15 protein-coding genes are annotated in these 13435 nt (G+C 40.1%); 6 read left to right on the top strand and 9 right to left on the bottom strand.

Going from position 1 to position 13435, the window contains the following annotated elements:
* Position 1: 1 nt before the first annotated feature.
* The 5 genes from T501_RS04035 to T501_RS19965 all read left to right on the top strand — a co-directional run bounded on the left by T501_RS04035 (position 2) and on the right by T501_RS19965 (position 6744).
* Positions 2-2524, top strand: a complete 2523-nt coding sequence (locus T501_RS04035; protein WP_155994780.1) for a hypothetical protein — start codon at positions 2-4, stop codon at positions 2522-2524.
* Positions 2521-4152 (top strand): hypothetical protein, encoded by a 1632-nt coding sequence (locus tag T501_RS04040; RefSeq protein WP_044913420.1) that lies wholly within the window; start codon positions 2521-2523, stop codon positions 4150-4152. The genes T501_RS04035 and T501_RS04040 overlap by 4 nt, the downstream gene beginning before the upstream one ends.
* Positions 4133-4267 carry a hypothetical protein gene (locus tag T501_RS22825; RefSeq protein ID WP_442856339.1) on the top strand — a complete coding sequence of 45 codons (135 nt, stop codon included), beginning with the start codon at positions 4133-4135 and terminating at the stop codon, positions 4265-4267. Before T501_RS04040 ends, T501_RS22825 begins: the two co-directional genes overlap by 20 nt.
* A complete protein-coding gene (locus tag T501_RS04045; RefSeq protein ID WP_044913422.1) occupies positions 4264-4563 on the top strand; it encodes an STAS domain-containing protein in 300 nt (99 codons plus the stop codon). Before T501_RS22825 ends, T501_RS04045 begins: the two co-directional genes overlap by 4 nt.
* Positions 4564-4698: 135 nt before the next feature.
* The gene (locus T501_RS19965; protein WP_197027914.1) at positions 4699-6744 is read left to right on the top strand and encodes a SpoIIE family protein phosphatase; all 2046 of its coding nucleotides are present in this window, start codon (positions 4699-4701) and stop codon (positions 6742-6744) included.
* A 33-nt stretch (positions 6745-6777) separates the two neighbouring features.
* On the opposite strand, the gene T501_RS19970 is transcribed toward T501_RS19965, so the two are convergent.
* Genes T501_RS19970 through T501_RS04090 form a run of 8 tightly spaced genes read right to left on the bottom strand, consistent with a single transcriptional unit; the run spans position 6778 to position 12109 of the window.
* Positions 6778-7215 carry a hypothetical protein gene (locus tag T501_RS19970; RefSeq protein ID WP_050008122.1) on the bottom strand — a complete coding sequence of 146 codons (438 nt, stop codon included), beginning with the start codon at positions 7213-7215 and terminating at the stop codon, positions 6778-6780.
* Complete coding sequence (locus T501_RS19975; protein ID WP_050008123.1) at positions 7205-7792, bottom strand: hypothetical protein; 588 nt, start codon at positions 7790-7792, stop codon at positions 7205-7207. Before T501_RS19975 ends, T501_RS19970 begins: the two co-directional genes overlap by 11 nt.
* Positions 7792-8289 carry a DUF4860 domain-containing protein gene (locus T501_RS04065; protein ID WP_044913423.1) on the bottom strand — a complete coding sequence of 166 codons (498 nt, stop codon included), beginning with the start codon at positions 8287-8289 and terminating at the stop codon, positions 7792-7794. The genes T501_RS19975 and T501_RS04065 overlap by 1 nt, the downstream gene beginning before the upstream one ends.
* Positions 8286-8645, bottom strand: a complete 360-nt coding sequence (locus T501_RS04070) for a hypothetical protein (RefSeq protein ID WP_026511531.1) — start codon at positions 8643-8645, stop codon at positions 8286-8288. The genes T501_RS04065 and T501_RS04070 overlap by 4 nt, the downstream gene beginning before the upstream one ends.
* A 4-nt stretch (positions 8646-8649) precedes the next feature.
* Positions 8650-9702, bottom strand: a complete 1053-nt coding sequence (locus tag T501_RS04075; RefSeq protein WP_026511532.1) for a type II secretion system F family protein — start codon at positions 9700-9702, stop codon at positions 8650-8652.
* A 29-nt stretch (positions 9703-9731) separates the two neighbouring features.
* Positions 9732-10880: a transglutaminase-like domain-containing protein gene (locus T501_RS04080; protein WP_050008124.1), complete on the bottom strand. Its 1149-nt coding sequence runs from the start codon at positions 10878-10880 to the stop codon at positions 9732-9734.
* A 3-nt stretch (positions 10881-10883) separates the two neighbouring features.
* Entirely contained in the window at positions 10884-11372 is a 489-nt protein-coding gene (locus tag T501_RS19980; RefSeq protein ID WP_050008125.1) for an RNA polymerase sigma factor, read from the bottom strand.
* A 5-nt stretch (positions 11373-11377) separates the two neighbouring features.
* Positions 11378-12109: a GGDEF domain-containing protein gene (locus T501_RS04090; RefSeq protein WP_044913424.1), complete on the bottom strand. Its 732-nt coding sequence runs from the start codon at positions 12107-12109 to the stop codon at positions 11378-11380.
* A 172-nt stretch (positions 12110-12281) separates the two neighbouring features.
* Here T501_RS04090 and T501_RS04095 point away from each other — a divergent pair, with 172 nt between their 5' ends.
* Complete coding sequence (locus tag T501_RS04095; RefSeq protein ID WP_044913425.1) at positions 12282-12518, top strand: hypothetical protein; 237 nt, start codon at positions 12282-12284, stop codon at positions 12516-12518.
* A 30-nt stretch (positions 12519-12548) separates the two neighbouring features.
* Here T501_RS04095 and T501_RS04100 read toward each other — a convergent pair whose 3' ends face one another.
* Positions 12549-13379: a histidinol-phosphatase HisJ family protein gene (locus T501_RS04100; protein ID WP_044913426.1), complete on the bottom strand. Its 831-nt coding sequence runs from the start codon at positions 13377-13379 to the stop codon at positions 12549-12551.
* Positions 13380-13435: the final 56 nt, after the last annotated feature.

Genomic DNA, 13435 nt, shown 5'->3' on the forward strand with positions numbered 1-13435 from the left:
TATGATGAGAAGAAAACTAATATCTCTAATACTAATGTCTACGATTACCTGCTGTCTTTTTTCTGGCTGTGGCAAAACCGATAATGGTGGAGCGCAAACTGAGCAAAAGGAGAGCAGTGTATCTGAAGCTGCGCCTGAAACTTCTACCCCCAAAGACAATTCTGATGAAAAAGAACTGACTGAAAACGAGTCTGCTAAGACTAGCGAGGGGGCACCGGCTCTTTTGCTAAATAGGGCTAGCAGAATTGAATGGAATGATGAGAACAAGCCAATAATTTATCATTATTACAGTTATCTTACCCTTGAAAAAGAATATGCTGCTTCTCACAGTCTGCTTGCAGATAATCTTGATAAGGCAAGAGCTGATATTGAAGCCCGTGAGTACGACAACTATATGGTTTCCCTTGAAGAGGCAAAGGAATTTGAGGGCTCTGCATTTGAGTGCAGCTGGTATACGTACCTTCGAAGGTGCGATGGCAAGTACATAAGTTTTGTAAATCAGTGCCGCAACAGTGGGACTTTTGATTTTGATGCCATTTCTTATTTGGCTCGCACATATAGTGTTGACAGCGGAAAAGAGATAGAGCTTTCCGACATCGTATCAGATGAAGATGCCTTCTTTGACCTCCTTGCAGCAAAGTTAAAAGAAAAGGTTGACGAGGACATGAATGATTACATGGGAGAGCCCTCAAACTTTGATCTTGATGGATTTAAAGACAGAATCAAAAAGAGCCTGGATTTCGAAGATGGCTCATGGACGCTTGATCCCCAGGGAATATCTTTCTGGTTTGACTCAAATGTCTTTTCACTGTTTTCAGCCTCGGCTACTGTATTCTTCTCGGAAGATAAGGATGGGAAAATTTTTAAAGAAGAGCTTGTAAAAGACATTCCGGATGAATGGATAATGCAGATGCCGGATGCAGATATAACCTATTTCGACGAGGACGACGATGGTGGCGTGAATGAAGTAATGGCATTTGAGACAAATGATTTTGATGCGGATGGCGAACACTTTTATATTAGCGGATTTGGGATCAACTATGAAGACGAATCGCCCAGGTATAAGCAGGAAGAAGTAGGCACCTATGACTTTTTCCTTATGCACAAAGATCACAAGAATCTCATTTTAGAAAGTCATTATGAGTATGAAGACGGACTCATAAGCACATATCTGCTTGAAAATGGAAAAGTAAAAGACGGCGAGAAGATATGGGCAGCACTTGAATACAACTGGGATGAGGCAGGAGCAGCGCAGGAGTATGCTCCATGCTATCTCCCTACAAATATGGATAATATCAGAGTGCTCATCGATGAAGGAACTGAGGCCCATGATATGACATCTGATATCCTCAGTGTTTCCATTGATGGAAAAATGAAACTTGCCAGTGGCAGAACTGATGCCCTTGGGACGGGCGGAGATTCAAGCACTTCGGCAAATACCCCTGATCCATTAAAGGGCCTGGTATCAGATGACATCCTTAATGCTTTTCGTGCTTCGAACAATGTAAAATCCATATCAATCTATGAAGAAGGCAAAAACCTTGGAAGTTGGATTCAAAAGACCATTGGTAAAGACATCGGTGAAGATATTCAAAATGAAGGTGATAATATTGGACGCAGTTATGAGTTCTGGTTTGGAACAGATGTAGGCAACAATTTTGAAAGCAACTTCCCAATAATCTATGGAACTTACTATTCTCTGAAGGATTACTACGAGTCTAACGGAATGAGAAGCGTAGAATTCTATGAGGGGGTTCAAGAAGAAAACGAGTTTCTTGGCAGTGGTAACCCGGATAATATCACTAATATGTTTTACGATCTGAGGAACTTCGTTACAGACTGTAATAACGTCGTTCGTGATAAAGAAGGAATTGAAGATGTAGGAGCAGATGTAGACTATGAAGTAAACTATGCACCTGTCCTTAACGAGGTGCATAAGGTTGTTACTTCCGGCTATGATTATGATAAGAAATACAAATACATATCAGACGGTCTGATGGAAAAATGTATGTATCCCGGCGACGGGGACCTGTCCGAGGCAGTGGGATATGTACTTGATGATATAAGCGGCGACGGTATCCCAGAGCTTATTATTGGATGCGATGAAGAATATGGCGATTTTCCAAAGCAAAGCTATATTTTTAGCGTTTTCTCACTACAGAATGATAAGCCCATCAAGGTATTTGATGGCTGGGCAAGAAGCAGCTATCGCTGGATAGGAGATGACCATTTCTATTATTGCGGCTCAGGCGGAGCAGCGATCACTCTCTTTGGCAAAAACCATCTGAGCAAAGACGGCTTGGAAATCGTCTGGGATGACTTTTATTTCTCGGATGAAAAGGTCGGCGGAGATATTGGACTATATCACAATACTACCGGTATCTTTGATGCAAATGAGTCAGAAGAACTTAATATTTCAGACGACAAGTTCTGGGCCATGATGGATGATTATGAAAAACAATGCAAACTCCTTTCATGGACTCCCATCGGGAAATATGTTAGTAAGTCAGGAGTGAAAAAATGAAAAGAAAGACGATTTCATCGGTTATGTGTTTGACTGTGGCAGCAGCAATGGCACTTAATATGTCGGCATGTGGACAGAGCGCTGTGTCAGCAGGTGGCAGTGAAACTGTGACAGAAGAGGCACCATCTGAAAAGCAGAGCGACAAGGATGAAAAAAATAAGGAAGAGGCCAAAGAAGCAAAAGAACCAGTAGATGAAAAAGCAGATGATGCTCAAAGCGCAGAAGATTTTGATCTATACAGTGCACTGGCAGGAGAGGATTTTGAACTCTCTTCTGTAAATACTTATGATAGCAATTACCGCACATGGATAAAATTTAAGGAGGATGGCTCTTTTAGCGGATCCTTTATCAAAGATTATTATGTGGAATCAGCAGATGGGCAGGCAGACGGGCAGGCCGATGGAAGCTTTACCGGAAAACTTGGAAAGTGCACACAGGTTGATCAGTATACCTGGAAAGCTGATATAGAAGAGCTTACCTATGACGTATCTGCGGATGTCCCGAAGGAGTATTCAAGTGCAAGCGGCCTTGAAGGCTATGATAACGGCTCTACCGAAATGACTTTTCATCTTCCGGGAAAAGATGTAGAGGCGCTTCCGGGGGATGTAAGCTCATGGCTTTTTGGCAATGACTTTGGAGCATATGTGGGCTATGACATGGACTGGGTATTAGATACGCCTTTAGATCTCCCGTTTTATGTTGTATCCACAAAGGATGGCTGCTTCTCGGGAAGAAATGTGTCCGGGAAGAACGAACTGTGCATCATAAACAAGGCTAAACTCCCTGGATTTATAAATCAGGAGCTTACAATTAATCCGGATGGTACCTATACCTGCATTGATGCAGATGAGAATGGAAACATCAAATTCACAAATACCTGCTTCGAATATAACGGATTTGATGTTGACGTAGAGGAGTGCATTAAAAAGATATATGGCAACATAGATTATGAATATATCTCCATATATGGCAATGGCGGCGAAAACGACGAAGATGAGTGGATATACAAGCCTGACTGGAAGTGGCTCAATGGCATGAAGTCCAAGTATGCATTCTGGAGTGTTGGGGAAAATGATAACTATGTCTTCTATCAGGGCAGATTTGTAAGTCCCTATATAGATGATGGCAGGTATGTATTTGCTTACATATTGGAATATCATGGCGCCGGAAAGGCTGTAGATGCGGAGACTGCATCTATGGCATTGGGGTCTCTGTCTTTTTCCGGAAGGAAGGATGAGCTTTCATGTGCCGGATTAACAGCGGGACAGCCTTACACTGAACTTCTGATAGAATGCATAAAGGGACAGGGACGGAGCATCCTTGGCGACGAAGTAGAGTTTGTACACGAGGGTGAGACTGAAAAGATAGAAAAGTATGGTCTTGACCCTAACGCGTTTTATGATGATTACCAGATTGGCGGCTATGATGGAAAGTTCGAAGAATTCGAACTTGCAAATCAGTGTCCTATCTATACTCAGCATGCACCTGACGGTCTGCACAGGCTTCTTACCCTTGAGGAATTCAATTCTTATGTGCCTGCAAATGATCAGGATGGTAGCAGGCTTATGAATATAGTTCTTGATAAGGATGGAAAAGTAATACTGATCAGTGAACCGTATACGCCATAAAGAGGCAGATAAGCATCCGGAGTTTGAGAAAGTGTATCCAGGCTATGCTGTTGTAAGAGTTGAAGGATCGGCATATAAGCTTGAGCATATTGACATAAAAGGGGAAATAAAATGAATATTTATAAGGAAAGAGAAGGAAGTATATTAAAGGTAAAAATAAAAGGGAGCGTGGATGCAGTTACAGCGCCGGAGCTTGATAAAGCTATTGAAATTGAAATTCCTGATATAACAGATGTTTTAATGGATTGTAAAGATATGGATTATATATCTTCTGCAGGATTAAGAGTGATTTTGAAAACATATCAGTCTCTTTTGGGCAAAGGGGGTAAAGTAGTAATTGAGCATGTAAAGAGCGAGCTTATGTATATTTTTGAGGATACCGGTTTCATTAAGTTTATTGAGATAAGATGAAGGTATAAACAGGATGAAAAGAATAGTTACAGAAGGTGGACTTAGTAAAAAATACTGAAGCTAAGTGTTTTTTTAGTATCAACTGTTCTTGTTGCTTGTGCAGTGGGAGCAGTGATTCTCATGCTGTTTCTTAACATGAGTTTCACCAGACTATTCAATTTACAGAATAAAGTTATTGATGATACCTCAGATGAAATCTTAACCGGTATGACAAGAGATGCGCTTTATACGAAGACCATTCTCGGAGCTTTGTATCTGGAATCTATTTATTCTTCAATCAAGGATGATTTCTATGATATATCAGAGATGGTTAAGGATATATATATAAAACCTGATCGGTACGCTGATAATGAACTTATGATGCCTATTAAAGAAAATGCGGGCAAAAATGTGCTTCAGATAGTTTACGCCGATGAGGAAGCAAGGAATGATGCCAGGACTAATGCTTTTGTGAGAAAACTTGTAAATCTGAGTATTGTAATGAAGCGGAAGGTAGAATCCAGACACCTTCTTCAAGACTGCTATATAGTGCTTCCAAATGGTACATCCATGGAAATGGATCGTTTTTCAGATTTAAAGCTGGATGAAAATGGGAATATTCTTCCATATGATCCCAGAGTACGAAGTTGGTATAAGGGAGCATTGGAAAAGAAGGACTTTTATTGTGAGATGGCAGGGCGAAATTATTATCTTGGCGTGTCTGAAATGGCATTTGGGATGCCGGTATATGTAGATAATGAACTTGTGGCTGTTATACATGGATCTGCAGATTTTGATAATTTTCGCAGAGTGTTGAATATTATCACTAATATCAGTTCAGGCGATGATAGCTTTGCGATATTCGTAGATGATGATGGAATGATTACATTATCATCAAAAAAGGAAGGGGAATTGGCGCTTGAGGAAGGCCTGGCGAAAAATATAAATGATTTTGGCAAACCAGAGCTGGAAACATTAGTCCATGATGTAATAAAAACAAAAACAGGTACCGGGTCAGTTAGGATTGATGGAAAAAAGTATATTACTGCTTATCATCACATTGATACACCGGGGTGGGGAGTTATAACTTTTTTTGCTGAGGATGAGGCTAATGAACCTGACGAAAAGCTTTTAAGCAAGGTTAATGAAAACTTTCATAATACATCTAAAGTCATTCAAACATATTTAACAGTAGCTTTGATAGTTGCGATATTTCTGATATTTATATCAATGTACATTACATTTATAACCTCCAAACTTCTTTCCGCCAAATTATCTGAACCTATAAGAATTATGGCTGATCACGTAAGTAAAATGAGCAGAGAGAAATTTAAATTTGAGATGGAGGACGATTACAAAACCGGAGATGAGATAGAAATTCTGGCAGAAACCTTTTGTACTTTATCCAAGAAGATGGATGGTTATATTGAAGATATTGTTGAGTTTACAAAAGAACGGGAGAGAGAAAGAGCTGAGCTTGAAGTGGCAGGCAGAATCCAGATCAGTATGCTTCCGGGAAAGTTCCCTCTTTTTCCTGACAAAAAAGAGTTTGACCTGTATGCTTTAATTGAACCGGCAAAGCAGGTAGGTGGAGATTTTTATGATGCATATTTAGTTGACGATGATCATCTTTGTATGGTGATGGGGGATGTATCAGGAAAGGGTATCCCAGCTGCTCTTTTTATGACTAAGACTATAACAGAGATAAGAAACTATTCAAAAAAAGGCAGAAAACCCTCGGAAATATTGAATTATGTGAACAATGTTCTGTGTGAAAATAATAATGAGATGATGTTTGTGACTGTGTGGCTGGCAATTCTTACGATTTCAACAGGCGAAATAGTAGAGTCTAATGCAGGTCATGAAAAACCTGCGTTTAAAAGAAGTGGAGAAAGCTATCAGTTGTCAAACGAGGAACATGGGATAGTTTTGGGAGCGATAAAGAACCAGGAATATATGGATGATAGTTTTATTATGAATGCCAAAGATGTACTGTTTGTTTATACCGATGGACTTAATGAAGCCAAAAACACCAATGACGAGATGCTGGGACAGGATAGAATGCTTAAGGCACTTAATTTGGCAGATGATGATCCGCAGGAACTTATTGTCTCCATGAAAAAGTCGGTAAACGATTTTGCAAATGGAGCACAACAATTTGATGACCTTACAATGCTGGCTATTAGATATAATGGGATTTGAACAGAGCATTTTGTGATGTTCTTTACAAGCTAATTATTTATGGCGGAAAGAAGCGCCCCCTTGTTCAGAAGACTTCATAACTGGAAGGGTCTCATCAAAATTGGCTTTTTCATCATGTGTCACAACGCACCATTCTGTTATTTTAAAAGAAAGGCTGTCAGTCGAGTCTGCTCCTGAAGCCTTAAAACTCACATCAAGAGTTTGGAAGTCGCTTAGGGGGATGCTTTTTTTAAGCTCTGTATCTTTATCCATGGAATAAAAAGAAGGATCATTTTCTGCTATAAAACCATTTGCTTCATGGCAGGCTTCATAATAGGAGATAGACCTTTCAAACATCTTTTTGCTAAGGATATAATCCGCCCTTGAATTGACCAGTGCCAAAGCTGCAAAGGATATCAGACTAAGCACCAGAAAAATGAGCAGAATCGAGGCCGCTCCGATATGGGTACTGTAGATAGGTCTACGCTTCATCTGTGCTATCCTCCATTGTTCCTATATAGAAATCAACGTATCTGTCAGAAATAACCCGTGAATCATTGTCTTTTGGAATCTGATCAATGATCGTGGAATCCTCCATTTTTAATATGGCAATTTCTCCAAGCAGTGCATTCCCTTTCATGCGGGAGGTATCTGCGGAAGTGTCAGAATAAACCTCTGACGAGGGCAGCTCCGAGATACATAAAAGGAGTTCGTATTTTGCATTATCCAAAGCCCCATTACCTGCGGGATAGCTTATAAGCTCAAAATCTTCATCAAAAAACATTACCAGAGTACCTACTTCCGGATTGTTTTCGTAGGAAACAAGTACGATGGAACTGTCCAGGAAGAAGTCGGATATTTCCTTCAGGCTCCCATATTTTCCGTAAAAAACTTCAGAGATGTTTTGCGTCCAAAGTATTGAATTGTTCATCTCGACTGAAGCTTCTGACAGGCTGTGTGACTGCACAAAAAGCTGGACACAGATTACCCCTGAAATCGAAAAGAACAGGATGGCTATGATGAGCTCCATAAGGAATAGGCTCGTTTTGCTGTGCATTTCTTTATTCATTAATCTTCTTGTGCTCCTGATCTTCTGGTGGTTATAAAGGTAAGCTCCTCACCATCTGTTAGTGTTATTGTTATGAGAAGTATGTTTTCACCCTTAGGAGTAAGGACCATATCATCTATATTCATGATCTTCTGGCCGGATTCCGGTGGAAGATCTCCTGCATCGGCCCTGGCGAACAGTTCCATAAGCGCACCCTCATATTCATAGAGGTAAGTGACATAGTTCTCTGAGTCTATGGTGGTGTCTATTCGAAGGGCGCCGGATTTATTGAATGTGGAAGAACTGATATTGCCCGCTCTGTCACATTGTCTTAGCTTTTCTGTGATGTAGGCATAAGCCGTACGTCTGTCATAGTTTTTGGAAAGGGTATCAACACCTCTTTTATATATGCTCGATCCAAGGGCAATAAGCATCAGGGCTCCCATCGCAAACAGGAACAGGAGAGCTATAACAAAGAGCATATCTATGGTATGTCTGCTTTCGAATTTCTTCTTCATCGATCTATACCTAATCCCTGTTTTCCAACGTATAAAATGGTCACGTCGGGATAAATGTTAGCTGCAATCGGACGGTAATCTACGAAAAACATGTTTTTGTCATAGACAAGTCCGTAGTGAACCTCCAGATAGTTAAGGCTTGGCGGATAGATGCCTTCAATGGAGTAGCACTGTACTATATCGCGTTCAATAGCCATGTGAAGGGCATTTTCCTGCTTTTCAATGGTGCTGGTGCTTATCTGCTTTACGCCAAAGTAGAAAATAACAATTAGTAAAATAATTGTGGCAGTAGGTAACACAAATCCTAAAAGTCCAAGTATGAAATTATTCTTTTTCTTTAAAGAAATTTCTTCCATGTTTTTATCCTATTGATGACATTATTCCCATTAGCGGCAGTATAACTGACAAAAGAATCAGTCCTACTATAAGAGAGAGAATGATAACAAGCGTGGGTTCAAGGATCGAAATAAAGTTATACATTTTTCTCTGGGTCTCGTCTGAATATTTCCTTGCAATCTGCTGCATTACTGTTTCCATTGAACCTGACTGAAATCCTATGGCAACCATACGGGAATAAAATCTGTTTAAAATGCCTGCTTTCAAAAGAGCTTCGGGAAAGTTGTCGCCATCTGCAATAAGTGCTCTGCAGGTATCGATTTTGGCTGACATTTCATCATATTCAACGAGCTTGCTGACAAGGCGAAGACCCTCATAGGTATCCATTCCGCTTGAAAGAGTCAGAACCATGCCGTTGGCAAATCTGGCAGTGGATATTTCGCTGAAAATCTTTCTGATGGGAGGTATGTGCATGCCAATGGAGCGAAAGGCGGCACGACCTCCTTTTGTTTTTACAAAAAATATGCAGACCCCGGCAAATATCACCATTAGAATTACAAAGACTATGGAATAGTTATTTAAAACGCTTCCGATTGTCATAAGGGATCTTGAAAATGCATTCATACTGGTTCCAAGTTGTGCAAATACCTGGCTGAAGATCGGCAATACCTGGGTTATAAGGACAAGTATTACGACTATCATCATGCCAATCATGATAAGAGGGTAGGATATGGCGCTGCTGATATTATTTCTGATGGTGTCCTCCTGCTCGTAGTAATCTGCCAGAGATTCCATTACCAGATCCAGATTTCCTGATTCTTCGCCAATGGTGACCATATGAATTACATAGCCCGGGAAAACACCTGTCATCTGAAGTGCAATATGGAATTTCTCACCTGAACTCAGAATCTGGGAGATAGTCATTAGTGTAGAGTCATCCCCATCAAGCTTAAAGTCCTGCAGCATTATTTCTATTCCCTCAAGCGGGGCTATTCCTGCTTTTATCAAAAGGGCCATCTGTCTGCAAAAAACTGAAATTTCATAATCGGATAGAGCTTTGGCTGTCCGCTTTTCCATTTTGTTTTCTCCTTGATACACTAAGCTTTTTAGTAAATGTATTTTGTTTTATAGTTCTCACCATCACCAATGAAATTTGCCAGTTTTTCCTTTTCGGTGGTTGATGCAAAAGTCGGATCCATTAACGACCATTCTTTTCCGTCGAATCTTATCATTCCGTTGATCCAGCCAATATCAGTTATATAAGTGCTTATCCAGGCGTGGTAAGCAGTTCCCGCGTATCCGACCTCCATTCTGGTAGGAATTTTCTGGGATCGGAGCATGGCGGTCATGAGAACGGCGTAGTCAAGGCATATACCTTTTCCTGTTGTAATTACTTCATCAATATCAGGTATATATCCGCTTTGTACGCTTTCAGCTTCTTCATAATCATAGCTGAGGCTGCTGATAATGGCGTTATAGACGGAAGATACAACGTCAAGATCATGGTTTGCAGTGTATGATAGATATTCACTGTAAGCTATGGCCTGATTGCCCTCATCAAAATTTACATACTGATTCGGATATAGGAAGGGCAGGAATTCGTCGTTTATGTTCACGTCTATTTTTTGAGAAAAAGCTGTGACATATTGAGTTGCAACCAGGTTTTCATATACGCATACAAGATATGTTCCGTTACCTGCCTGAAGAGGAAATACCTCATTCTTACCTCCGCCTGTTGCGAGATTGTAGGTGTATACAATTTCGTCAGGACCTGTGATGCGAAGCTTGACCTTGTTTGAATCTCCTGTGTAGCGAATGACCAGGTATCCATCTGAAGCATTTGTGGCATCTACGATGGCAAGATCATTTTTATAAACAACTTTACCGCCTGCCAGGGGATGCAGGCACACCGGAGTATTGTCACGCAGCCCTTTTGTGAGTGTTGTTACGTCATAGGAAGCCCTGTTTGCCATTGCCTTAGCTGCGCGTTCCTTATCAGGATCAATCACGGGACCGCTTGGAAGCGCAAACAAAAAGACAGGGAAAAATATGACGATCACCAGCAGTGCTATTGAAATGAGAATGCTTACCGTGTAGTGATCAGGCCTTCTTTTTGCGCAGAGCATCTTGCCGGCATTTTCATCTGAAAGAAAGCAAGCACCCTTTCCTGCAGAGTGAAGCACGTCAAAAAGGATTGAAGTGGCATCAGTGTCTGATATATGAAATTTATTCTTCCTGCTTTTGATAAAATTCATATCTTAAATTCTCTGTAGTGTTCGCAGTTTTGTCATGTGTTCTCTGGCAGAAGCCAGTATTTCAAGTACAAATTTATTTCTGATATGCAAAGCATTTGCGATTTCTTTTTCTGAAAGTCCTACAAAATCATGAAGGAAAAAAATCTCCCGCTCTAAAAATGATAGAGATAATAGTTCCTCCGGGTGCAGGAGAGAATACAGATCCATTCTGGCGTCCTCGATAGCTTTCTCGTAACAAACATCAAAGGCTATGCGTCTTAACCACGCAATAAATAAAGAAGGGTCCTTAAGCTTTATGATGTTTTTTAGCACAACGGAGTATATCTCGGTCACAGCCTGCCTGCTCTTTTTATCATCACTAAGAATAAGCCTGCAAAAGTTGTAGGTATCATCTACGGTTAGCTGATATAGCTTTGCAAAACATTCCGAATCATCATTCCATAGACCAACAACAAGTTTTTGAATTGTATTTGTGTCAGCTTTATTAAACATAGGCCTTACTCCGGATACGATAAAATCTTTACATTAGACTGAAATTCCTTGTAGGCGCTGGTAATAAGCGTATAAAAATGGTCTGCTTTAATGTCACTTTCCAAAACGGCAGAGTAGGAAAGCTCTATAGGAAGCTCCGGAGTGATGATGTTGTGATTATGGATGCGTCTGCCAAGTTCATCCAGAAAATATGAGAGTGCAGTATCATCACAGTTTTCTATTACAACCAGAAACTCGTTCCCGCTGTTTCTTCCTATCAGCCCATACTGGGTGCCAACAGATTCCAAAAGTGCACAAAAATCGGAAATAACCCTGTCACCACCGGTGCGTCCGCTCTTTTCATTTATCTGCTTTATGTTGTTAAGAACAAGAAGAATCAGTCCCAGGCCTTCGATTTTTCCGGGAGAGTCGTATTTTTGCGAAATCCTGTCTATGCTATATCTGTTCGGAAGACCGGTAAGCTTATCGAGATACGACAAATCATTTAATTCCCTGACCACTTCTGAATTCTTCTTTAGTAAGATCAGATCAAATAAAATAGAAAGTAAGCTAATGATCAGGCATAGCCAGGTCACTACGAACGAAATAGTAAAGAATATGTTTTTTAAAATCTGACTGCGGAAATCCTGATCAATAATAAGAATGAAAAGGTAAACAAAAACAAGTACCACGAGAATAGCCAAAAATATGGACTTTGTTTTGCGAATTTTCCTTACAAGCTTTGGTCTGTAGGTCATCAAAATCCCCCTTTGATGGCATAAAATGCACATTTTCTTGAATTAATTATAAGGATAGGTTCTTTAAAAAAAATGCATTAACCATAAACTAAGAATAAAGTTAGGGTAAAATCTTAGGAAATTAAAACAAGGACAAAATGTGATTTAGTATAATGAAAAAGAGGTGAAAGAAATGCTGATCTTGACTTTTATAATTCTGGTGATAGTGATTTTAATAGCACTTGTGGCATATCTGTATATAAATGATTGCATGAGGATTCAAAGACGCCTTTTAAAGCTGGGAGTCTCTAAAAGTGAGCTTTTGTCTTTTAGAGACCGTTTTTCTGTCATCCATCTAAAGGAACTTTTATACGAAAAAGAGACCGAACTTGCTGAGGAGTGCTTTTTGACGGTCGAGAAGGATATTTAGATTCCTGAATCTCCCTGGAAATTCAGGAATTTAAAGTTTTATGTATTTTGGATCCCTTTGACTAAAGGTGGTGTAGTACTTAAAACCGCAGGATTTTACGAGTTCTACTGCTGTGTCAAATCCCAGGGCCACATGCTCGGGCTTATGGGCATCGGAGCCAAAAGTCAGTATTTCACCGCCCAGTTCATGGAAACGGAGCAGAACATCCCTGGAGGGATTTGTATCACCCAAAGATGGCTCAGAATAAAGGGACTTGGAGTTTACATCAAGTCCTTTTCCTTTGTCTATCAGTGTCTTTAGAATCTCATCGATTAGATCGCTATAGGTTTTGTAATTGTAATTGCGATTCAGAGAAGGAGCGTAACGGACAATATAATCCAGATGTCCTAATACATCGAAATCGTCAAATAGCTGAATGTTCTCCAGTGTTGATTCAAAAAACTCAGTAAAAGCTTCTTTTTCACTGCGATTTTCATAATAATAGGAATAGTAAGGATCCTTGCCGTGACAAAGGTGGTTTGAACCTATCACAAAATCAAAAGGATACTTTTTTACATATTGTTCATTCTGAAAAACAATTTGAGGCTGTAAGCCAAGCTCAACGCCAAAACCAATATTGATGAGTCCTGCATATTTGTCCTGAAATACTCTGATTTCTGACATGTAGCTTTCCGTATCAAGGTCGTATGTGCCCTCGGGAATATCCTCGGTTACAGGATAATCCATGTCCATATGCTCTGTTATACATATGGAAGAGAGGCTTTTTTGCAGGGCTTTTTCTATCATCATCTCCATGGGAGCATCAGAATCACCTGAGTGATGGGTGTGCATATGAAAATCTGCTGGTAAAGTTTTTGACATAATTATCTCCGGCTGAACGCTTTTTCTTTTTGGGCGCTCGTAAATTGTGTGATTAA

Source organism: Butyrivibrio sp. WCE2006 (genome assembly GCF_000701985.1).
GTDB lineage: Bacteria > Bacillota > Clostridia > Lachnospirales > Lachnospiraceae > Butyrivibrio.

Bases quoted from the DNA above. Each gene is read 5' to 3' on its own strand.
- T501_RS04035 (WP_155994780.1), top strand. From the start codon at position 2: ATGATGAGAAGAAAACTAATATCTCTAATACTAATGTCTACGATTACC.
- T501_RS04040 (WP_044913420.1), top strand. From the start codon at position 2,521: ATGAAAAGAAAGACGATTTCATCGGTTATGTGTTTGACTGTGGCAGCA.
- T501_RS04045 (WP_044913422.1), top strand. From the start codon at position 4,264: ATGAATATTTATAAGGAAAGAGAAGGAAGTATATTAAAGGTAAAAATA.
- T501_RS19965 (WP_197027914.1), top strand. From the start codon at position 4,699: ATGAGTTTCACCAGACTATTCAATTTACAGAATAAAGTTATTGATGAT.
- T501_RS19970 (WP_050008122.1), bottom strand. From the start codon at position 7,215: ATGAAGCGTAGACCTATCTACAGTACCCATATCGGAGCGGCCTCGATT.
- T501_RS19975 (WP_050008123.1), bottom strand. From the start codon at position 7,792: ATGAATAAAGAAATGCACAGCAAAACGAGCCTATTCCTTATGGAGCTC.
- T501_RS04065 (WP_044913423.1), bottom strand. From the start codon at position 8,289: ATGAAGAAGAAATTCGAAAGCAGACATACCATAGATATGCTCTTTGTT.
- T501_RS04070 (WP_026511531.1), bottom strand. From the start codon at position 8,645: ATGGAAGAAATTTCTTTAAAGAAAAAGAATAATTTCATACTTGGACTT.
- T501_RS04075 (WP_026511532.1), bottom strand. From the start codon at position 9,702: ATGGAAAAGCGGACAGCCAAAGCTCTATCCGATTATGAAATTTCAGTT.
- T501_RS04080 (WP_050008124.1), bottom strand. From the start codon at position 10,880: ATGAATTTTATCAAAAGCAGGAAGAATAAATTTCATATATCAGACACT.
- T501_RS19980 (WP_050008125.1), bottom strand. From the start codon at position 11,372: ATGTTTAATAAAGCTGACACAAATACAATTCAAAAACTTGTTGTTGGT.
- T501_RS04090 (WP_044913424.1), bottom strand. From the start codon at position 12,109: ATGACCTACAGACCAAAGCTTGTAAGGAAAATTCGCAAAACAAAGTCC.
- T501_RS04095 (WP_044913425.1), top strand. From the start codon at position 12,282: ATGCTGATCTTGACTTTTATAATTCTGGTGATAGTGATTTTAATAGCA.
- T501_RS04100 (WP_044913426.1), bottom strand. From the start codon at position 13,379: ATGTCAAAAACTTTACCAGCAGATTTTCATATGCACACCCATCACTCA.